Origin of the sequence: Mesorhizobium sp. CA4 (assembly GCF_020165075.1) — a bacterium.
Taxonomy (GTDB): domain Bacteria; phylum Pseudomonadota; class Alphaproteobacteria; order Rhizobiales; family Rhizobiaceae; genus Mesorhizobium.
On sequence record NZ_JAIUHK010000017.1, the window covers coordinates 55,996 to 75,416 of the forward strand.

The following is a 19,421-nucleotide window of genomic DNA, read 5'->3' on the forward strand; positions in this document are numbered from 1 at the left end:
CCTTCTAACTTTGAGCTATTGAGAGCTCCGCTCCTTCGCCAGCCGCACCAGCACCGCCCGTGTCTGCTCGTCGGCCGGGAAAAAGGATTCGATCGCCAGCTCCGACAGGGTGACGTCGAGCGGCGTGCCGAAGACGGTGATGGTGCTGATGAAGGAAAGCACCGCATCGCCATGCGCGAGCTTGAGCGGGTGGACGATGCCGCTTGGCTCGACCGGCCCCGGCCGGCCGCTCTTCAGCCCGGACGGATAGGTCCGCAATTCGCGCTCCAGCTCGATCAGCACCGGGTCGCCGGTGGCGTCGTTCTGGTGATTGAGCCGCTCCAGCAGATGCGCGCGCCATTCCGCCAGGTTGACGATGCGCGGCGCCACGCCGCCCGGATGAAGGCTGAGCCTCAGCACATTGACCGGCGGCTGGAGCAGGGACGGCTCGGAAATATCGGCAAGGAACGGGGCGATCGCGCCATTGGCGGAAACGAGGTTCCAGTGCCGGTCCACCGCCAGTACCGGAAAGGGCTCGTGGCCCTTGAGCACGGTCTCGACCGCGGCCATCGCTGGCGCAAGCGTTGGGTCGGTGAGCGGCTTTTCGCTGAAGCTCGGCGCGAAGCCCGCGGCGAGCAGGAGCTGGTTGCGCTGTCGCAGCGGGATCGACAGCTGCTCAGCCAGATGCAACACCATATCGCGCGACGGCTGGGCGCGGCCGCTCTCGACGAAGGAAAGATGCCGCTGCGAGATATCGGCTTCCATGGCGAGGTCGAGCTGGCTCATGCGCCGCCGCATGCGCCACTCGCGGATCAGGCTGCCGGCGGAGGGTTCGGATGTGGTCATCGGGGGAGGAGTACGGGGGCGAGAGACGTGATTCAATTACTTGGAAGGTTATAGCTCTACCTTAGCCCGCAAGGGGAGAAGGGAAGGGCGCTCACGCCAGCCCCCTCAACTTTGCCTTGACCTCGAGAAAATCCCGCCAGGCCAGCTTCTTGTGCGCAGGCGTTCTGAGCAGATACGCCGGGTGCAGCGTCGGCATCGCCGGAATGGCTATGCCCGATGCAGTCGTGTGCACCCGCCAGTTGCCGCGCAGGCGCAGAATCCCCTCAGTCGTGTTGAGCAGCGTCTTGGCCGATGGGCCGCCGAGATTGATCAGCACCTTGGGATTGACCAACTCGATCTGCCTTTCGATGAAAGGCCGGCAGATTTCCGTCTCGTGCGGCGTCGGCGTGCGGTTGCCCGGAGGCCGCCACGGAATGACGTTGGCGATATAGGCCGAACCACGGTCGAGGCCGATCGCCGCGAGCATCCGGTCGAGAAGCCGGCCGGAGCGGCCGACAAAGGGCAGGCCTTCGAGGTCCTCGTCGCGGCCCGGCGCCTCGCCGACCAGCATCAGGTCGGCGTTCGGGTTGCCGTCGGCGAAGACCAGGTTCTTGGCCGTGAATTTGAGATTGCAGCCGTCGAAGGCAGCCATGTGCTGGCGCAGTTCATCCAGCGTCGAAGCGCTTGCCGCGAGTTGCCGGGCCGCAGCCGCTTGTGCCTCGTCGGGAACGGCCGCGGCCGCCGGCACCCGGGCCGGTGCATCCGGAATATTGGCGGCGTCGAGGCCGGATAAGGGCGCTGGCGGGTTCTCGACTCGTGCCGGGGCCTGCTCGGGTGCCGTTCGGCTTTCGGGCGCGGCTTCGCGGCGCGGCGCGGCTGGCGTCCGCTCGGCAGGCCTGCGTTCGGCCGACTTCGCCGCTTCGGCAAACCGGTTGATCGGCGCGTCTTCGAGCGCGTCGTCGACGCCGGCGCTGGCATAGAAGGCGAGCAGTTCGGCGATTCCGGCTGGTGTGCTGGGGGAGGCGGCAGTCATGGCGCCACCATTGTCCGCGCGGCGTCGATTTGCAAGTTGTCAGCTCCGACTTGAATACCGGCGTACTTCACCCAGTGGGTATGCGCGGATCCTGCACGATATAAAACGTCCAGCGCGGCGTGTAGTCGGTGACCAGGAAATCGAAGGTCGCCGTCTTCAGCGGGTCGACCTTGCCGTTCTTGAACAGCAGCTGGTCGTAAGGTTCGAACTTGCGCTCGAAATCGGCGAAGTTGCTCGACCAGATGTTGTCGGGCGTCTTGTTGCGCTGGTCGAATGACAGGCCGTCGCCGAACACGCTCGGCTGGTCGAGGATCTCTTGCAGCTCGAACTGGAACTCTACCCAGGGCAGCGCGCTGTTGTTGAGCACGTCGATGCGCATATACATCACGCCGTTGGCGACCTGGCCGGCCTTGCCAAAGGGCTCGATCGGCTTGGTCGCGCGGATGGTCAGCGTGACCGGCGTTGCCGTGTTGAGCTCTTCCTTGATGATCAGCGGGTCTTCCTTGGTGCCGATGCCGGAGGCGCCGGTGATGCGGAAGCCGCCCAGCTCGTCGGAGAAGGAATAGGCGCCGGTCGCCCAGACCTTCACCGGATCGGCCTCCGCCGGCACGGTCAAAAAGAGGAGCGGAAGAACCGCGCGCCAGGCCGCGCCTGGCGTGAAGAGTAAGCGCTTCGATGAAAAGCCGGCTGGCTCTGGACTGCGCATGACGCGAAGTATTGCCGATAACCACGCCGTCGAACAATTAAAAACATGCCGTCGCCGCCTGGCCTGTTAACCAAGTGGCGCTGGCCTATGCTTGGCCATGGTCTCCGCTGCTGCCTTTTCGTAGGGAAAACCGCGACTTTTTGTCGAAATTGGCGTTGTCATGTCAGCGCCGGTTTCGCGTCGCGAATTGATGCGCTATGCAGCGCGTGAGCCAGCACAATGCGAGAATGCGGCAAGCTATAGAGGGGTCGATGAGCGATATCGAACGCGAAAGCATGGAATTCGACGTGGTGATTGTCGGCGCGGGTCCCGCCGGCCTTGCCGCCGCGATCCGTCTGAAGCAGCTTAACCCGGACCTCTCCGTCGTCGTCCTCGAGAAGGGCGGCGAGGTCGGCGCGCATATCCTCTCCGGCGCCGTCGTCGATCCGATCGGCATCGACCGGCTGCTGCCCGGCTGGCGCGAGGAGAGCGATCATCCGTTCAAGACACCGGTGACGGCGGACCATTTCCTGGTGCTTGGCCCTGCCGGTTCGTTTCGCCTGCCGAACGTCCTGATGCCCCCGCTGATGAACAACCACGGCAATTACATCGTCTCGCTGGGCAATGTCTGCCGCTGGCTCGCCACCAAGGCGGAGGCGCTGGGCGTCGAGGTCTATCCGGGCTTCGCCGCGGCAAGCCTCGTCTACAACGAGGCCGGCGCCGTCACCGGCGTCATCACCGGCGACATGGGCGTCGAGAAGGACGGCACGCATGGCCCGGCTTACGCGCCCGGCATGGCGCTGATGGGCAAATATGTGCTGATCGGCGAAGGCGCGCGCGGCTCCTTAGCCAAGCAGCTCATCGCCAAATACAAACTTTCCGAAGGCCGCGAACCCGGCAAATATGGCATCGGCCTCAAGGAGCTCTGGCAGGTCAAGCCCGAAAACCACAAGCCGGGTCTGGTTCAGCATTCCTTCGGCTGGCCGCTCGACATGAAGACCGGCGGCGGCTCTTTCCTCTACCATCTCGAGGACAACCAGGTGGCGGTCGGCTTCGTCGTCCACCTGAACTATAAGAACCCCTATCTGTCGCCCTTTGAGGAATTCCAGCGCTTCAAGACCCATCCGGCGATCGCCGGCACTTTCGAGGGCGCCAAGCGCATCGGCTACGGCGCGCGCGCCATCACCGAGGGCGGCTGGCAGTCGGTGCCGAAACTGTCCTTTCCGGGCGGCGTGCTGATGGGCTGCGCTGCCGGCTTCGTCAACGTGCCGCGCATCAAGGGTTCGCACAACGCGGTGCTCTCCGGCATGCTGGCGGCCGAGCATGTGGCCGAGGCGATCGCCGGCGGCCGCGCCAATGACGAGCTCGCTTCCTATGAGGAGGCGTGGCGCGGCAGCGACATCGGCAAGGACCTGAAGAAGGTCCGCAACGTCAAGCCGCTCTGGTCGCGCTTCGGCACCATTGTCGGCGTCGGCATCGGTGGTCTCGACATGTGGCTGAACACGCTGTTCGGCTTCTCGCCTTTCGGTACGCTGAAGCACGGCAAGGCCGACTATGCGACGCTCGAGCCGGCATCCAAGCATCAGAAGATCACCTATCCGAAGCCGGATGGCGTCTTGACCTTCGACCGGCTCTCCTCGGTGTTCCTGTCGAACACCAACCATGAGGAAAACGAGCCGGTGCACCTGATCGTCGGTGACATGGTGCTGCAGCAGCGTTCCGAGCACGACGTCTTCGCCGGTCCCTCGACCCGCTACTGCCCGGCCGGCGTTTATGAATGGGTGGACAAGGACGGCAACTCCGCCGCCGATCCGTCGGCCAAGGAGGTGCGCTTCGTCATCAACGCGCAGAACTGCGTCCACTGCAAGACCTGCGACATCAAGGATCCGAACCAGAACATCAACTGGGTGCCGCCACAAGGCGGTGAGGGGCCCGTCTACCAGGGCATGTGAGCCGCTCCGGCCGGGCGTCTCGGCCGCCGCTCCGACAAAGCCGGCGAGGTCGGTTTACGAGGCATGTGAGCCGCGCCTTATCGGCAGAGACCGTTGAAGCCGGGCGCCGAGTGTGGTCTGCTTCGCCTCTAAAACAAGGAGGCGGAGATGCGGCGCATCAGCCTGGTGATTTTAGCTGCTGCCGGTGTGCTTTTTTGCGGGACGGCCTCCGCCGGCACCAAGCTGACCGTGCATGTGCGCAGCTATGACGTCGCCGGCAGGACCGGTGCTGAACTGATCGAGGCGATGGATGGCCTCGGGCCGCGGCACGGCCATGCCACGCGCGCCATCGCCGAGACCAGCTATACCGTGCATTGGGATCTCGACGTGAAGCGGGACAACGGCATCTGCCGGCTGCGCCAGGCTAATGGCACGATCGACCTGACCTATACGTTTCCGCGTCGCACGTCGCCGTCCGGCCCGGTCCTGGGCAGGCGCTGGGACCGTTTCATGGCCGGCGTGCGCCAACATGAGCGCACCCATGGCCGTATCGCCAAGCAGATGATGCGGGCGACCGAGACAGCGCTTGCCGGGCTCGAGCGGCAGGACAACTGGTTCTGCACCGGTCTTCGCTGGGACGCCAGGCGCCGCATCGACACGATCTATGCCGACTACGAGGCCAGGCAGAATGCCTTCGACGCGCGCGAGCACCGCGACGGCGGTCATGTCGAAAAACTGGTCAATGCATTGAGGGGGAAGAACTGAAAACTCCAGCCGGTCGCCTATTAAGCGGACATCAGCTGCGCGGCTTGGCCAGCGCGTCGTTCGCCGCCAGCGCCGATTTGTGCTCGTCCTCGGGCGCGTTGCCGTCGGTCGGCAGCGTGAATTCGACCAGCACCGGCAGATGGTCGGAGCCGGTATCCTCCAGCCGGGCCGACGACAGGATCGTCACCCCGCCTTTGCTGAACACCTGGTCGATCGGCAGGCCCGCATAGCGGCGCAGGAAGTCGGGCAGCGTGCGGTGGATCCAGGTCGGACCGGCCGACGGCATCAGCGTCATGCCGCTGAGCCGCGCCACCCGCCGCACCGCCGCGCTCCACGGCACGGCATTGCAGTCGCCGGCCATGATCGCGGTCTCTCCGAGCCCGGCCAGCGGTTCCGCCAGTTCGCTGATCTGCCAGTACTGCTCCTTCGGCCACGGCCAGCTCAGATGGATCGCTGCGACGTCGACCGGAACGCCGTTGAAATCGATCGTGGCGATGGCCATCGCGCCACGCGGCTCGCAACGCGGCGCGGTGCCGGCGGCGAAGGGACGGCGCGAGAGCAGCGCGACGCCGAATATGCCGTTGGGATAATCGCAAAAGATGCGGTAGGGATAGGCGCGGGCAATGTAGCCAAGCTCCTTCGCCCACATGCCGGACACTTCGTCGAGCGTGATGACGTCCGGATTGGTCCTGCCGATCAGCGACAGCACCTTCTTCGGCGTCGGATTGTTGAAGCGCAGGTTCATCTGCAGCAGGCTATAGACGATCCGGTCGACCGGCTTTGCGACCGCCTGCTGCGTCGACAATCTGGGCAGCGCGCTCGTCGTCGTGGCGAAGCAGATAATGGCGAAGACCAGCGCCGCGACGGCCTGCAACCGGTAGGGGCCGGCAAGCAGGGCCAGCGCGAGCAAGGCGGCCAGCACGCTCAAATGCATGCGGAAATGCGAGAAGGAATCGAAGGCCGGATGCAGCGCGCCGAAGAACCCCGCCAAGAGCGCAGCCGAGCATGCCATCATCGCCAGGAATGTCAGCTGAGCCATCATGCTCAAGCGCGCACCGCCCGTTGTCATCTGCTCCGACTGCCCCAGCCATTCATCCGGACCGCTTATCGGCCAAATTGCGGCCCAAGCAAGACGACGGATTGCCTCGCCGGTGGCTGGCCGGCACCTGGCTACTGGAACGCCGTCTCGGAAAAACTTCTGAGCTTGCGCGAATGCAGCCGCTCCATCGGCATTTCGGCGAGCTTCTCCATCGCTTTGATGCCGATGGTGAGATGCTGCGCCACCTGGCGTTTGTAGAACTCGGTCGCCATGCCGGGCAGCTTCAACTCGCCATGCAGCGGCTTGTCGGAGACGCATAGCAGCGTCCCGTAAGGCACGCGGAAGCGGAAGCCGTTGGCGGCGATGGTGGCCGATTCCATGTCGAGCGCGATGGCGCGCGACTGCGACAGGCGCTGCACCGGTCCACGCTGGTCGCGCAGCTCCCAGTTGCGGTTGTCGATGGTGGCAACGGTCCCGGTGCGCATGATGCGCTTGAGGTCGTAGCCGGATAGGCCGGTGACTTCGGCGACCGCCTCCTGCAGCGCCACCTGGATCTCGGCCAGCGGCGGGATCGGCACCCAGACCGGCAGGTCGTCGTCCAGCACATGGTCTTCGCGCACATAGGCATGTGCCAGCACATAGTCGCCCAGCGCTTGCGTGTTGCGCAGGCCTGCACAATGGCCGAGCATCACCCAGGCATGCGGTCTCAGCACCGCGATATGGTCGGTGATCGTCTTGGCGTTGGACGGGCCGACGCCGATATTGACCATGGTGATGCCGCCATGGCCGGGTTTCTTCAGGTGATAGGCCGGCATCTGCGGCAGGCGCTGCGGCAGCGTGCCTTCAGAAGCCGTCGCTCCGTTCCTGGTAATGACGTTCCCGGGCTCGACGAACTCGACATAGCCGCTGTCGCCATCGGCCATCAATTCGCGGGCGCGCGCGACGAATTCGTCGATGTAAAACTGGTAATTGGTGAACAGGACGAAATTCTGGAAATGCTGCGGGCTGGTCGCCGTGTAATGCGTCATGCGGTGCAGCGAATAGTCGATGCGCTGCGCGGTGAATGGCGCCAGCGGCCGCGGCTCGCCCAATGCCACCTCGAAGGTGCCGTTGGCGATCTGGTCGTCGGTTCCGTCGAGATCCGGCACGTCGAACAGGTCGCGGATCGGTCGCCTGATGCGTTCGGCGGCCGCGCCGTCGACATAGGTGCCTTCCAGGAAGGCGAAATGCAGCGGGATCGGCGTGGTCGACTCCGACACCGTCACCGTCACGCCGTGATTGCGCATGATCAGCCGAAGCTGCTCGATGAGATAGTTCTCGAACAGTTGCGGCTGGGTGATTGTGGTGGCGAAATGGCCGGGCGTCGGCATATGGCCATAGGCTTGGCGCGAATCGACCTGGCTGAACGACGTCGTGGTAACGCCGATCTGCGGATAGAAGGCCCGGTAACGCTTGCTCTCGTCACCGCCCGCGGCAAGCGCTGCGAAGGAATCGCGCAGGAATTTGGTGTTGCGGTCGTAGAGCGCCTGCAGCGCCGCGACGGCCTTCTTGGCGTCATGGAAGTCCTGCTTGCCGAAAGGCTCCGGCATGACGACAGATTCGATGGCTTGGGGGTAGATTCGCTTTTCCATGGCCCAATATAGAGATTTGGAAGAGCGCTTGGGAGGGGTGAGCGGACAGGAACCGCAACCCAGCTGGAGATTTTTTGTTATCGCTCCGATTCAAGGTGTGACGAGATTCAGGTCAGGCCGAGTCGAGAAAGGTGGATTCCGAGAACCGGAGTGGAGCGTTCTTTCAGTACGTGAGCACCGGAGGCGCAGGAAGCCGCCTTTCGCAGGCCGGCCTCACCGGAATTATCGACACACCTTATCCGCGCTGCAGGCTGATCAGCAGTACAAAGCCTACGGTGGTGTTCTTGTGCGCCGGTGCCTCGATCCTGTGGCTCGTGTCGGCCCGCATCATCGGCACCGCCAGCACCGGGGCTGCCAGCAGGATCAGGATGAGCGCCGCCCGCGGCAGCAGCCGAAGGGCATTGGTTGCGATGGCGGCGATGCGGATCATTTGGTGGTGTCCACGTTTCAACTTGATCTTCAGCTTGGTCGCTTCAGCGCTTGAATTGGTTCACGACGCCGACAACGCAGGCGCCGGCCGTTCCCACGAGCGGGTCGAATGACCGGCCTCCGCCACCAGAATGGCGAAGAGCATGCCGAACAGGCTCATCAGCAGGCAGACGATGGTGAAGCGACGGGCAAGCATTTCTCTCTCCTTCAATGCGGGAGAAAATGCCTGACGGCCTCTGAACCGGTTCTGAGACCGGTATTCATCTGCGGTTCAAATTGATTGACGAGGGTTTGAACGGGCGCCGGTGACGCGCCGTCGGTCCGACGGAGCGTTGCCGCGCCAAAGAAACGGGGCCGTTCGGGCCCCGTTCGGATCATCTGGAGTTTGCGATCAGAGCTTATGCCAGGTCTGGCTCTTGCAGATTAGGCCACCGAGCACGCAGCCGCTCATCTTGAGCGTTGTGCCTGTAAGGGTCGCCTTGCCGGAATAGGTCTTGTCGTTCGCCGGGTCGGTGATGTTGCCGGCATATTTGTTGTCGCCGGTCGCCTTCAGCGAGCCGATCGTCTTGCCAGCATATTTGCCGGTCTTGAGCGTGATGGAGAAAGAGCCGCCGCCGCCGATCGTCGCCGTCTCGCCGGACTGCGTCTTCCAACTGCCTTCGATCGGGTCGGCGCACGCGGCACCCGCCATGATCAAGGTGGCCGCCAGGGCCAGGCTCATCTTTCGAAACATCTTGTCCTCCCAATGGATTGCGGTGACTTCGATCCGCCCATCTGCCCCTTACGCTGACGGAAGCTAATCCAGCTCCCGCCAAAACAAAAGCGGTGCCGCCAGGTAAGCTTGGAAGGATTCTCGACGCCCCGACGGCTGGAAATAAACGCGGCCGGAAAAACGCTTCGGTTTCCGTGGTTAGCGAAGTCTTGATTCCGCTTGCGGCAATTTTCATCGAATTTGATGCAAAATGGCGGAAACGCTGGATTCCCATGCTTAACGGTTTTTCGCGTTTACCTCTTGTTTTAGCTTTGTTTTCTTCAAATTAAGCAAGTCATTTAACGACGGATTCAAGGCCAGCCGTCATCCTCGAAAGCATCGAAAGAGCGGCCCGCCCCGAGGGACACCGGGAAAAAGGAGGCAGCTCTCGGGAGCCAGACAGGGGATTGAAATGGCACGTTTTGAAATGCTTGAAGACGGCTTCGGCGCCATGGGGGCAACTGCCCAGGCCGACATTCTTCTCGAACTGGGCATGATGTATGCGACCGGCCGCGATTGCGAGACCGACGTCGTTGCCGCCCACAAATGGTTCAATATCGCCGCGATCAAGGGTTCTGTCCGCGCCGCCGAGCTGCGCTCGGAACTATCGGTCACCATGTCGAAGGTCGAGATCGCCACGGCGCTGCGCGAAGCCCGCGAATGGATGACGATGCACTGATCCTGCGGGCAGCGCCTGAAAGTTCGGGAGGACAAGGCCGCGATAGACGGCCGGATGACAAGATCAAGAACGCGGCAGGTCAACGAACCGCAGCCGTGCGACAAAACAGGGAAGCGAGCGGGTTTCAGGCGCGGGGGCGTCTGGGGAGCTCGACTGCAAAAGCCGTGACCGACCGAAACAAGGCCGGCACGGCTTTTTGCATTACGCATGGTAATCATGCGCGTGGCCCAAGCAATCCCAGCCGAAATGAACCAAAACCTTCCGAATTGTCCTCTCGACAGTTTCCGCGAAGGGTGAAATTGTCCCGGCTCTGTGGAAGAAGCGCGGTCATGCCGCCGCGCTCAAGTGGAGGAGTTCTTATATCATGAAAAAATTGGGTATTTTGAGCGCTGCCGTATTTGGCCTGATGATGAGCGCTCCGGTTGCCCTCGCCGACGACATCACCATTTCGGTGGTCGGCCCGATGACCGGTCAGCTCGCCACCATCGGTGACCAGTTCAAGCAGGGTGCGCAGGCTGCGGCCGACGCCATCAATGCCGCCGGCGGCGTCAACGGCTCGAAGATCAAGCTCGACATCGAGGACGACCAGTGCGATCCGAAGCAGGCGGTTTCGGTGGCCAACCGCATCGTCGCCAACGGCGTCAAGTTCGTCGACGGCCATGCCTGCTCGGGCTCGAGCATTCCGGCCTCGGCCGTTTATGCCGAAGCCGGCACGCTGATGATGAGCCCCGCCTCGTCCAACCCGGTGCTGACCGACGCCGCAGCCAAGGCCGGCTGGCCGACCATCATGCGCCTTTACACGCGTGACGATGCGCAGGGCGCCTTCATCGGTCCGTGGATCGCCAAGAAATATACCGGCAAGAACGTCGTGATCCTGCACGACAAGAGCGCCTACGGCCAAGGCGTTGCCGACGCCGTGAAGGCGACGATGAATGCCGGCGGCCTCAAGGAGGTCGACTATGAAGGCATCAATGCCGGCGAGAAGGATTATTCGGCCCTCGTCACCAAGCTGAAGGGGCTCAAGGCCGACGTCGTCTATTTCGGCGGCTATCACCCCGAGGCGGGCCTCATCCTGAGGCAGGCGGCCGAGCAGAATGTCAAGTTCCAGCTGATCATGCCGGACTCGATCGCTTCGCCGGAATTCTGGCAGGTCGCCGGCCCGGCCGGTGAAGGCACCCTGTTCGTGTTTCCGTCTGACCCGCAGGCCAAGCCCGAAGCGAAGGACGCCGTCGCCAAGATCAAGGCCGGCGGCTTCACGCCTGAAGGCTTCACGCTGTTCTCCTATGCCGTGATTCAGGCTGTGGCCGAAGGCGTCAAGCGCGCCGGCACCGACGATCCGGCCAAGGTCGCCGAGGCGCTCAAGGACGGCAAGCCGATCAGCACCGTTGTCGGCGACGTCGTCTTCGACGAGAAGGGCGACCTGAAGAACGCCAGCTACGACATCAACCAGTGGCACGACGGCAAATACGCACCGATCAAGCCGTAAGCCGGTTCTGCAAGCGAGGAAATGGCCGGGCTCGCCCCGGCCATTTTCGTTTAGCTTTGCTCGTCAAGCGAAGTTGGCGCTGTGCCGCCCACACCAGCAGTTTGGCCCCAAGGTGACCTGGCGTCTCAGCCCTGCACGTCCTCGAAACGCACCAGCACCGTGCCGTCGCTGACCTGCGCGCCTTCGGCCGCGATCTCGGCGATCACGCCGTCATGCGGGGCTGCGATCGTGTGCTCCATCTTCATCGCCTCGAGGATCAGAAGCGGCTGTCCTTTGATCACCGCATCGCCTGCCGCGGCCCGCACCAGCTTGACCAGCCCGGGCATCGGCGCGCGCAGACTGCCTGCGGCGGCTCCCGCCTCGTCGGCCTTGGCCAGCGGATCCGGAACCGTGAACGTATAGCCGATCGCGCCTTCGAAAACGGTGACATGGCCGGGCCAGCGGGCGGCATGCGGCATGGTCCTCAGATCATGCGTGTTCACGGCGTCATGCGGCGCCTCCAGCGCCACCTGGAAGCGACCATCCGGCCGTGCCGAAACCCTGGCCAGGATCTTCTCCTCACCATGACACAGGCGGATGCGGCGCACGAGCGTGTGGAAATGCGCATAGCCTGAAAGCGTGGACCATGGATCGGCGGCGGGACCGGTCACGCCGGCATCCGTCGCAGCAAGCGCAGCGGCTGCGATAGTCTCGTCGCTCGGCGCGGGAATGGCGGTGAGCGCCTCCTGGTGCCGGCCGATCAACCCGGTATCGACATCGCCGGCCGCGAAATCGGCATCGACGGCGAGCGCGGCCAGGAAGGCGGTGTTCACGGTCGAGCCGGCCACTTCGGTCCGCGCCAGCATCTCGCGCAGGGCATTGAGCGCCGAGGCCCTGTTCTTGCCGTGCACGACCAGCTTGGCGATCATCGGATCGTAGAAAGGCGAGATCGCATCGCCGGCGCGCACGCCGGTCTCGATGCGCATCTGAGCGCCTTCCGGCGCGACATCGGGGAATTTGAGGTGATGCAGGGTGCCGGTCGCCGGCAGGAAGCCTTTGGCGGCGTCCTCGGCATAGAGGCGCGCCTCGAAAGCGTGGCCCGATAGAGTGATTTCATCCTGCGTCTTAGGGAGCTCTTCGCCGGACGCGACGCGCAGCTGCCATTCGACAAGATCTACGCCGGTCACCATCTCGGTGACCGGGTGCTCGACCTGCAGCCGTGTGTTCATCTCCATGAACCAGAAGCGGTCGGCCTTGAGCCCCTGGGAGGCATCGACGATGAACTCGATCGTGCCGGCGCCCGAATAGTTGATCGCCTTGGCGGCCTTCACGGCCGCCTCCGTCATCGCCTTGCGCAGCGCCGGCGTCATGCCGGGGGCGGGCGCCTCCTCGATCACCTTCTGGTGGCGGCGCTGCGCCGAGCAGTCGCGTTCGAAAAGATGAACCGCATTGCCGAAATTGTCGCCGAACACCTGCACTTCGATATGCCGCGGCTTGTCGACATATTTTTCCACCAGCACGCGATCGTCGCCGAACGCCGCTTTCGCTTCGCGCCGCGCGCCTGACAGTGCTTCGGAGAAATCGTCGGGGTGGTCGACGCGCCGCATGCCCTTGCCGCCGCCGCCGGCGCGCGCCTTGATCAGAACGGGGTAGCCGATCTCGCGGGCTTTGGACGCAAGCAGCACGATCTCCTGCGCTTCGCCGTGATAGCCGGGCACCACCGGCACGCCGGCCTTTTCCATCAGCCGCTTGGCGGCGTCCTTCAACCCCATGGCGCGGATCGAAGCGGCCGACGGGCCGATGAAGACAAGGCCTGCCGCCGCCACCAGGTCGACGAAGTCGGGGTTTTCCGACAGGAAGCCGTAGCCGGGATGGATGGCCTCGGCGCCGGCGGCGAGCGCCGCCGCCACGATCCTGTCGCCGCGCAGATAGCTTTCGCCGACGGGCGAGGGGCCGATATGCACCGCCTCGTCCGCCATCTCGACATGGAGCGCGCGGGCATCCGCGTCGGAATAGACGGCGACCGTGCGCACACCGAGCCTGCGGGCGGTGCGGATGACGCGGCAGGCGATCTCGCCGCGATTGGCGATCAGGATCTTGCCGAACATGAAGCCTCCCGGTTTTGCTTCGGGCGGCACCAGTCCTCCAGGCGCCGGCCTATTTCGAAGCGGCGATGGCGCAGCCGCCGCTCGCGGTTCTGACCTTCCACTTTTTCAGGCCGTATTGGCAGTTGCGCAAGGCGATCTCTTCCGCCGCCTTTTGGGTCGGCGCGTTGAGTTTCGCGCCGCAGATGATGTAAAGATCGACGACGCGCGAATAGAAGGTCGTCGCGTAGGCCGAATGCCCGCCCGCCGCTTTGTAGGCGAGATAGGCTTTGTAGCAGGCTTCCTTTGGATCCAGCGACAAATTCGGAGCAAACCGTTTGTCGCCGATCTTGCCTGCCAGTGATTCGGCCTCGGCGGCCGGTACAGAAAATATTAGAAATGCTGCAAGTATCGAGACAGTCGGCTTCCGACAATATTTCAAGATCATTTTCACCCAACCCCATTTGCCCAATGCAAGATGAGGAATAGCGAATATCTTTCGCCTGCGCCAGCAGGCGTCTGGAAATTCGCATTTGCCTGCATTGAGGAATGGGTTGGCCCATAAGTTCAGCCTTCACCTGTATCAGCAACGGTCCGCCGGTAAACCTCCGCCGTCTGCTCATCGAAGCAGCAGAAAGTAATGACATCCGGCATCGCGTTTTCCCGCAGGAAGGCGCTTGCGGTGCCGACGGCGATCTCCGTAGCCTGGTCTTTCGGATAGCCGTAAATACCGGTCGAGATCGCCGGAAATGCCACCGTCCGGCAGTCTTGGTCACGCGCGATTTCGAGCGAACGCCGGTAACAGGAGGCGAGCAGCTCGGCTTCGCCCTTGCCGCCGCCTTGCCAGACCGGCCCGACCGTGTGGATGACGTAAAGCGCCGGCAGGCGATAGGCTTTGGTCAGCTTGGCGTCGCCGGTCTTGCAGCCGTGAAGCGTGCGGCATTCGGCGACCAGCTCCGGCCCGGCCGCGCGATGAATGGCGCCATCCACGCCGCCTCCTCCGAGCAGCGAGGAATTGGCGGTATTGACGATGGCGTCGACCGCGAGCTTGGTGATATCGCCGGTGTGGATGCGGATTCTGTCGCTGAGGGCACCCATCGTCACATCCTGAACACGCCGAATTTCGTCTCCTCAATCCCGGCATTAAGCGCGGCAGAGAGGCTGAGCGCCAGCACGTCGCGGGTTTTGGCCGGATCGATGATGCCGTCGTCCCAGAGCCGCGCAGATGAATAGAGCGGGTGGCCCTCATGCTCGTATTTCATCAGGATCGGCTTCCTGAACTTCGCCTCCTCCTCGGCGCTCCATTCACCGCCCTTGCGCTCGATGCCTTCGCGTTTGACCATGGCAAGCACGGTGGCCGCCTGCTCTCCGCCCATCACCGAGATGCGCGCGTTGGGCCACATCCACAGGAAGCGGGGTGAATAGGCGCGGCCGCACATGCCGTAATTGCCGGCGCCGAACGAGCCGCCGATGATCACCGTGAGCTTCGGCACCTTCGCGGTGGCGACCGCCATCACCAGCTTGGCGCCGTCCTTGGCGATGCCGCCGGCCTCGTATTTTCGCCCGACCATGAAGCCGGTGATGTTCTGCAGGAAGATCAGCGGAATGCCGCGCTGGCAGCAGAGCTCGATAAAATGAGCGCCCTTGAGCGCGCTTTCGGAAAACAGCACGCCGTTGTTGCCAATGATGCCGACCGGCATGCCGTGCAGATGGGCAAAGCCGGTGACCAACGTCGTGCCGTAGTTCTGCTTGAACTCGTCGAACTCCGAACCGTCGACGAGCCGCGCAATCACCTCGCGCACGTCATAGGGCTGGCGCAGATCCGTCGGCACGATGCCGTAGAGTTCGGCCGGATCGTAAAGCGGTTGAATCGGCTTCTGCAAATTCAGGCTTAGGGCCTTGTTCCGATTCAGGTTCCGGACGATGCGCCGGCAAATGGCCAAGGCGTGCTCGTCGTCCATGGCGTAGTGGTCGGCGACGCCGGAAAGCCTGGTGTGCACATCGGCGCCGCCGAGCTCCTCGGCGCTGACATCCTCGCCGGTCGCGGCCTTCACCAGCGGCGGGCCGCCGAGAAAAATGGTCGCCTGGTTGCGCACCATGATCGTCTCGTCCGACATCGCCGGCACATAGGCGCCGCCCGCCGTGCAGGAACCCATCACGCAGGCGATCTGCGGGATGCCGGCCGCCGACATGTTGGCCTGGTTATAGAAGATGCGGCCGAAATGCTCGCGGTCGGGGAAGACCTCGTCCTGGTTCGGCAGATTGGCGCCGCCGCTGTCGACCAGATAGACGCAGGGCAAATTGTTCTGCAGCGCGATCTCCTGCGCCCTGAGATGCTTCTTCACCGTCAACGGATAATAGGTGCCGCCCTTCACAGTGGCGTCGTTGACGACGACCATCACTTCCGTGCCCTCGACGCGCCCGACGCCGGTGATGATGCCAGCCGACGCAATGTCCTCGCCATACATCGACCACGCCGCGAACTGGCCGACCTCGAGGAAGGGCGAGCCGGCGTCGAGCAACTGCGCCAACCGCTCGCGCGGCAAAAGCTTGCCGCGTGAGACGTGCCGTTCGCGCGCCTCATCGGAGCCGCCACGCTCGACGCTTGCAGCCTTCTCGGCGATGTCGGCGACCAGCGCGCGCATGCGCTCGGCATTGGCGCGGAAGGTTTCGGAGGAGGAGGATATCTGGGTTTGCAGTGTGGCCACGTTAAACCCCCTCCGCCATGATCTCGCGGCCGATCAGCCAACGGCGGATCTCGCTGGTGCCGGCACCGATCTCGTAGAGCTTGGCATCGCGCAGCAGCCGCCCCGTCGGATAGTCGTTGATGTAGCCGTTGCCGCCGAGCAGCTGGATGGCGTCGAGCGCCATCTGCGTCGCTTTCTCGGCGGCGAACAGCACACAGCCGGCGGCGTCCTTGCGCGAGGTCTCGCTGCGGTCACAGGCGGCCGCAACCGCGTAGACGTATGCCCGCGCGGCATTCATCGTCGAGTACATGTCGGCGAGCTTGCCCTGGACCAGCTGGAACGTACCGATCGGCTGGCCGAACTGCTTGCGCTCATGCACGTAAGGCACAGCGACGTCGAGGCAGGCCGCCATCAGCCCGATCGGGCCCCCGGACAGCACCGCGCGTTCATAGTCGAGCCCCGACATCAGCACCTCGACGCCGCGCCCTTCCTCATGCAGAACGTTCTCGAACGGCACCTCGACATCCTCGAAGACGAGCTCGCCGGTGTTGGAGCCGCGCATGCCGAGCTTGTCGAGTTTCTGCGCGACCGAAAAGCCCGCCATTTCTTTTTCGACGATGAAAGCGGTGATGCCGCGCGCATGACGTTCCGGATCGGTCTTTGCGTAGACCACCATCGTTGCGGCGTCCGGGCCGTTGGTGATCCACATTTTCGAACCGTTGAGCACGTAGCGGTCGTTGCGCTTTTCGGCGCGCAGGCGAAGCGACACCACGTCCGAGCCCGCGCCTGGTTCCGACATCGCCAGCGCGCCGACCGTCTCGCCCGAGCAAAGGGCAGGCAGATACTTCTCCTTCTGCGCCGGCGTGGCCCATCGATTGATCTGGTTGACGCAGAGGTTTGAATGCGCGCCATAGGAGAGGCCGACCGAGCCGGACGCGCGCGAAATCTCCTCCATCGCGACGACGTGCGCGAGATAGCCCATGCCGCTGCCGCCGAAGTCCGGATCGGCGGTGATGCCGAGCAGGCCGAGCCCGCCGAGTTCGGCCCACAGATGGGCGGGAAACTCGTTGGAGCGGTCGATCTCCGCCGCGATCGGCGCGATCCTGTCCTGGGCGAAGCGCCGCACGGTATCGCGCAGCGCCTCGATGTCAGGATCCAATCCGAAGCTGAGCGTATTCGTGTACATGCCGTTCCTCCCTGCGCACGCCCCGGTCTTCGCGGGGATCATGCCTCAATCAGAGTGCCACGGCGGCGCGCCCGAAAGGACGCGCGGTGCCATGGCTGATTGTCGCGCCGACCAGGCGCATTGTCATCGAAAGATATGATGCCGTGACTTCAGCGACCGACAGCCGTTCGCCCGGACGGAACCAGACGATGACGCCGGTCATCATCTGGATCAGCGCCATAGCGGTCAGGCCTGTATCGTCGATCTCGAAAGCGCCGGCCTCAGTGCCGTCGCGCAAGATCGTGCGCAGTTCCTTCTCATAGGCCGTGCGCATCTTGAGGATCTGCGTCAGCCTTTCATGCGACAGGCTGCGCAACTCCATGTTGGAGACATGGGTGGCGTGGCGCCGCTCGATGTGGAACGCGATGTGGTTCTCGACATAAGCGGCAAGCCGGGTGACCGGATCTGCGCTCGCCGGTCGCGCCGTTGCCCAAGCCTTGAGAAGACCTTCCATATGCTCTCGCATCAAGGTGAAAAGCAGATCTTCCTTAGTCGGGAAATAGCGATATAGCGCAGCCGCCTGCACGCCGACCTCCGCCGCCAGCTGCCGCATCGACATCGCCTCGTAGCCGAGGCGCGCGATCAGGCTGACCGCCGCCTCGCGGACGGCCGCTTCGGTTTTTCCCCCGTCGGAACCTGTGGTGCGCGCCATGTTCGCCTCCAGCGAAATTAATAAAACGAACGTTCAATTAATTCAAGCCTTTTGATCTCCTCTTGGAGGGGAAGATAGTGGCTTAGACGATGATCTTGAAATCCGTGGGCGCGTCGTCGGCCGCTTCCTCGATCTCGACTTTCAAGACGAGCGCGCCCCGCGGCCCTTGCCACAGGCGTTCGATCATCGCCGTGACGGCGGCATCGGCGCCGGCGATCAGCGCGGTGACCGAGCCGTCAGGTTCGTTGCGCACCCAACCCGTCAGCCCGAGACGTATCGCTTCTGCGCGCGCCCAGACGCGGTAGCTCACACCTTGCACCGTGCCGGAAATGCGCGTCCGAACGATCCTATGTTCGCATTGCATGCCTGTGCTCCGCGTTGCACTTGGCGGAATCTGGCACACCAAAAAGCAAAGGCAACAGGGGACTAGGTCAGTTCCCCTGCGCCGCAGCCAGCGCGCCCGGCAACTCCTCGGCGAAGATGTCGAGCTCATGGTCGAGGCCGACACTGACCCGAATGCAGCGGTCGAGCCGTGGCGCCATCGGTTTGCGGATGAACACGTCGCGCGACAGGAGGCCCTGCATCACTTTCAGCGCGAAGGCGCCATCGCTGCCGCAGTCGATGGTCACGAAATTGGTTGCCGACGGCAACGGCTTGAGATCGTTCTGCCTGGCGATGGCTGAAATGCGCTCGCGGCCTGCCGCCACGCGCGTCACCACCGAGCGCAGGTGATCCTGGTCGGCCAGCGCCTCGAGGCCGGCGATCTGCGCCATGCGGCTGACGCCGTAGTGATTGCGGATCTTCTCGAAGTCGCGGATCACCTCTGCCTCAGCCACGGCGTAGCCGCAGCGTATGCCGGCCAGACCGTAAGCCTTGGAGAAGGTGCGCATACGGATGACGTTCGGCCGCGCGACGTCTATCGCCGGCAGCGCCGAGGCCGGCCCCAACTCGCCATAGGCCTCGTCGAGCACCAGCATGGTGGTTTCCGGGAGTGCTTCGATGAAGCGGACGACATCCGGCGCCTCCCACCAGCTTCCCATCGGATTGTCGGGGTTCGAAAGATAGACCAGCGGCGCCTTTTCGCTCGCGACCTTGGCGAGAAGCCCGTCCAGGTCCTCTTTGTCATTGGCATAGGGAACCGTCACCAGGCGGCCGCCGACGCCGGCGATATGGAAATTGAAGGTCGGGTAGGCACCGAGCGAGGTGACCACGGCATCGCCGGGGCCAACATACATGCGCGCCACCAGGCCGAGCAGGCCGTCGATGCCTTCGCCCACGACCACGTTTTCGATCGCCACGCCGTGATGCGCGGCGGCCGCCACCTTCAGCTCGTAATTGTCGGGATCGCAATACATCCACTGGTCGCGGGCGACGCTCTCCATGCGCGCGATGACGCGCGGCGAAGGCCCGAAACTGCTTTCATTGGCGCCGATGCGGGCCCGGAACGGCCGCCCGCGCTCGCGCTCCTGCGCCTCCGGGCCGACGAACGGCACCGTGGTCGGAAGCGCGCCGATGATCGGCGTGAGGGAGGGGCGACGAAGCATGGCACAGGCTCGCGTGG

20 protein-coding genes are annotated in these 19,421 nt (G+C 63.9%); 4 read left to right on the plus strand and 16 right to left on the minus strand.

Annotated elements, in window-relative coordinates:
• Nucleotides 1-15: 15 nt before the first annotated feature.
• From LB528_RS15710 to LB528_RS15720, 3 genes are all read right to left on the minus strand, one after another.
• Complete coding sequence (locus tag LB528_RS15710; RefSeq protein WP_224715444.1) at nt 16-825, minus strand: helix-turn-helix domain-containing protein; 810 nt, start codon at nt 823-825, stop codon at nt 16-18.
• 91 nt (nt 826-916) lie between these two features.
• Complete coding sequence (locus LB528_RS15715; RefSeq protein WP_224715445.1) at nt 917-1,837, minus strand: uracil-DNA glycosylase; 921 nt, start codon at nt 1,835-1,837, stop codon at nt 917-919.
• A gap of 67 nt (nt 1,838-1,904) precedes the next feature.
• Complete coding sequence (locus LB528_RS15720) at nt 1,905-2,543, minus strand: hypothetical protein (RefSeq protein WP_224715446.1); 639 nt, start codon at nt 2,541-2,543, stop codon at nt 1,905-1,907.
• Between the two features lie 227 nt (nt 2,544-2,770).
• Between LB528_RS15720 and LB528_RS15725 the strand changes: the two genes are divergently transcribed.
• Together LB528_RS15725 and LB528_RS15730 are read left to right on the plus strand one after the other, a co-directional pair.
• Complete coding sequence (locus LB528_RS15725; protein ID WP_263487281.1) at nt 2,771-4,474, plus strand: electron transfer flavoprotein-ubiquinone oxidoreductase; 1,704 nt, start codon at nt 2,771-2,773, stop codon at nt 4,472-4,474.
• 147 nt (nt 4,475-4,621) lie between these two features.
• Entirely contained in the window at nt 4,622-5,218 is a 597-nt protein-coding gene (locus tag LB528_RS15730) for a DUF922 domain-containing protein (protein WP_224715448.1), read from the plus strand.
• A gap of 31 nt (nt 5,219-5,249) precedes the next feature.
• Here the strand turns inward: LB528_RS15730 and LB528_RS15735 are convergent, their stop codons facing one another.
• From LB528_RS15735 to LB528_RS15750, 5 genes are all read right to left on the minus strand, one after another.
• The gene (locus LB528_RS15735; RefSeq protein WP_224715488.1) at nt 5,250-6,260 is read right to left on the minus strand and encodes an endonuclease/exonuclease/phosphatase family protein; all 1,011 of its coding nucleotides are present in this window, start codon (nt 6,258-6,260) and stop codon (nt 5,250-5,252) included.
• A 128-nt stretch (nt 6,261-6,388) separates the two neighbouring features.
• On the minus strand, nt 6,389-7,846 hold the full coding sequence (locus LB528_RS15740; RefSeq protein WP_224512381.1) for an AMP nucleosidase: 1,458 nt from the start codon (nt 7,844-7,846) through the stop codon (nt 6,389-6,391).
• A 277-nt stretch (nt 7,847-8,123) separates the two neighbouring features.
• Nucleotides 8,124-8,318: a hypothetical protein gene (locus LB528_RS15745; RefSeq protein ID WP_224512383.1), complete on the minus strand. Its 195-nt coding sequence runs from the start codon at nt 8,316-8,318 to the stop codon at nt 8,124-8,126.
• Between the two features lie 60 nt (nt 8,319-8,378).
• Nucleotides 8,379-8,513, minus strand: a complete 135-nt coding sequence (locus LB528_RS30210) for a hypothetical protein (RefSeq protein WP_263487296.1) — start codon at nt 8,511-8,513, stop codon at nt 8,379-8,381.
• 195 nt (nt 8,514-8,708) lie between these two features.
• On the minus strand, nt 8,709-9,050 hold the full coding sequence (locus LB528_RS15750; RefSeq protein ID WP_224715449.1) for a DUF2147 domain-containing protein: 342 nt from the start codon (nt 9,048-9,050) through the stop codon (nt 8,709-8,711).
• Between the two features lie 430 nt (nt 9,051-9,480).
• Between LB528_RS15750 and LB528_RS15755 the strand changes: the two genes are divergently transcribed.
• Together LB528_RS15755 and LB528_RS15760 are read left to right on the plus strand one after the other, a co-directional pair.
• Complete coding sequence (locus tag LB528_RS15755; protein ID WP_224512422.1) at nt 9,481-9,747, plus strand: sel1 repeat family protein; 267 nt, start codon at nt 9,481-9,483, stop codon at nt 9,745-9,747.
• A 364-nt stretch (nt 9,748-10,111) separates the two neighbouring features.
• Nucleotides 10,112-11,233: an ABC transporter substrate-binding protein gene (locus LB528_RS15760; RefSeq protein WP_224715450.1), complete on the plus strand. Its 1,122-nt coding sequence runs from the start codon at nt 10,112-10,114 to the stop codon at nt 11,231-11,233.
• A 125-nt stretch (nt 11,234-11,358) separates the two neighbouring features.
• Here the strand turns inward: LB528_RS15760 and LB528_RS15765 are convergent, their stop codons facing one another.
• The 8 genes from LB528_RS15765 to LB528_RS15800 all read right to left on the minus strand — a co-directional run bounded on the left by LB528_RS15765 (nt 11,359) and on the right by LB528_RS15800 (nt 19,404).
• On the minus strand, nt 11,359-13,320 hold the full coding sequence (locus LB528_RS15765; protein ID WP_224715451.1) for an acetyl/propionyl/methylcrotonyl-CoA carboxylase subunit alpha: 1,962 nt from the start codon (nt 13,318-13,320) through the stop codon (nt 11,359-11,361).
• A gap of 49 nt (nt 13,321-13,369) precedes the next feature.
• Nucleotides 13,370-13,768 (minus strand): hypothetical protein, encoded by a 399-nt coding sequence (locus LB528_RS15770; protein ID WP_411962189.1) that lies wholly within the window; start codon nt 13,766-13,768, stop codon nt 13,370-13,372.
• Nucleotides 13,769-13,863: 95 nt separating this feature from the next.
• Complete coding sequence (locus tag LB528_RS15775; RefSeq protein WP_224715452.1) at nt 13,864-14,394, minus strand: O-acetyl-ADP-ribose deacetylase; 531 nt, start codon at nt 14,392-14,394, stop codon at nt 13,864-13,866.
• A gap of 2 nt (nt 14,395-14,396) precedes the next feature.
• A complete protein-coding gene (locus tag LB528_RS15780) occupies nt 14,397-16,004 on the minus strand; it encodes a carboxyl transferase domain-containing protein (RefSeq protein ID WP_224512430.1) in 1,608 nt (535 codons plus the stop codon).
• Between the two features lies 1 nt (nt 16,005).
• Nucleotides 16,006-17,169, minus strand: coding sequence for an isovaleryl-CoA dehydrogenase (locus LB528_RS15785; protein ID WP_224715453.1), 1,164 nt, complete (start codon nt 17,167-17,169; stop codon nt 16,006-16,008).
• 49 nt (nt 17,170-17,218) lie between these two features.
• A complete protein-coding gene (locus LB528_RS15790; RefSeq protein WP_224512434.1) occupies nt 17,219-17,860 on the minus strand; it encodes a TetR/AcrR family transcriptional regulator in 642 nt (213 codons plus the stop codon).
• Nucleotides 17,861-17,942: 82 nt separating this feature from the next.
• Nucleotides 17,943-18,224, minus strand: a complete 282-nt coding sequence (locus tag LB528_RS15795; protein ID WP_224715454.1) for an acylphosphatase — start codon at nt 18,222-18,224, stop codon at nt 17,943-17,945.
• Nucleotides 18,225-18,291: 67 nt separating this feature from the next.
• The gene (locus tag LB528_RS15800) at nt 18,292-19,404 is read right to left on the minus strand and encodes a pyridoxal phosphate-dependent aminotransferase (RefSeq protein ID WP_224715455.1); all 1,113 of its coding nucleotides are present in this window, start codon (nt 19,402-19,404) and stop codon (nt 18,292-18,294) included.
• Nucleotides 19,405-19,421: the final 17 nt, after the last annotated feature.

Bases quoted from the DNA above. Each gene is read 5' to 3' on its own strand.
- LB528_RS15710 (WP_224715444.1), bottom strand. From the start codon at position 825: ATGACCACATCCGAACCCTCCGCCGGCAGCCTGATCCGCGAGTGGCGC.
- LB528_RS15715 (WP_224715445.1), bottom strand. From the start codon at position 1,837: ATGACTGCCGCCTCCCCCAGCACACCAGCCGGAATCGCCGAACTGCTC.
- LB528_RS15720 (WP_224715446.1), bottom strand. From the start codon at position 2,543: ATGCGCAGTCCAGAGCCAGCCGGCTTTTCATCGAAGCGCTTACTCTTC.
- LB528_RS15725 (WP_263487281.1), top strand. From the start codon at position 2,771: ATGCGGCAAGCTATAGAGGGGTCGATGAGCGATATCGAACGCGAAAGC.
- LB528_RS15730 (WP_224715448.1), top strand. From the start codon at position 4,622: ATGCGGCGCATCAGCCTGGTGATTTTAGCTGCTGCCGGTGTGCTTTTT.
- LB528_RS15735 (WP_224715488.1), bottom strand. From the start codon at position 6,260: ATGATGGCTCAGCTGACATTCCTGGCGATGATGGCATGCTCGGCTGCG.
- LB528_RS15740 (WP_224512381.1), bottom strand. From the start codon at position 7,846: ATGCCGGAGCCTTTCGGCAAGCAGGACTTCCATGACGCCAAGAAGGCC.
- LB528_RS15745 (WP_224512383.1), bottom strand. From the start codon at position 8,318: ATGATCCGCATCGCCGCCATCGCAACCAATGCCCTTCGGCTGCTGCCG.
- LB528_RS30210 (WP_263487296.1), bottom strand. From the start codon at position 8,513: ATGCTTGCCCGTCGCTTCACCATCGTCTGCCTGCTGATGAGCCTGTTC.
- LB528_RS15750 (WP_224715449.1), bottom strand. From the start codon at position 9,050: ATGTTTCGAAAGATGAGCCTGGCCCTGGCGGCCACCTTGATCATGGCG.
- LB528_RS15755 (WP_224512422.1), top strand. From the start codon at position 9,481: ATGGCACGTTTTGAAATGCTTGAAGACGGCTTCGGCGCCATGGGGGCA.
- LB528_RS15760 (WP_224715450.1), top strand. From the start codon at position 10,112: ATGAAAAAATTGGGTATTTTGAGCGCTGCCGTATTTGGCCTGATGATG.
- LB528_RS15765 (WP_224715451.1), bottom strand. From the start codon at position 13,320: ATGTTCGGCAAGATCCTGATCGCCAATCGCGGCGAGATCGCCTGCCGC.
- LB528_RS15775 (WP_224715452.1), bottom strand. From the start codon at position 14,394: ATGGGTGCCCTCAGCGACAGAATCCGCATCCACACCGGCGATATCACC.
- LB528_RS15785 (WP_224715453.1), bottom strand. From the start codon at position 17,169: ATGTACACGAATACGCTCAGCTTCGGATTGGATCCTGACATCGAGGCG.
- LB528_RS15790 (WP_224512434.1), bottom strand. From the start codon at position 17,860: ATGGCGCGCACCACAGGTTCCGACGGGGGAAAAACCGAAGCGGCCGTC.
- LB528_RS15795 (WP_224715454.1), bottom strand. From the start codon at position 18,224: ATGCAATGCGAACATAGGATCGTTCGGACGCGCATTTCCGGCACGGTG.
- LB528_RS15800 (WP_224715455.1), bottom strand. From the start codon at position 19,404: ATGCTTCGTCGCCCCTCCCTCACGCCGATCATCGGCGCGCTTCCGACC.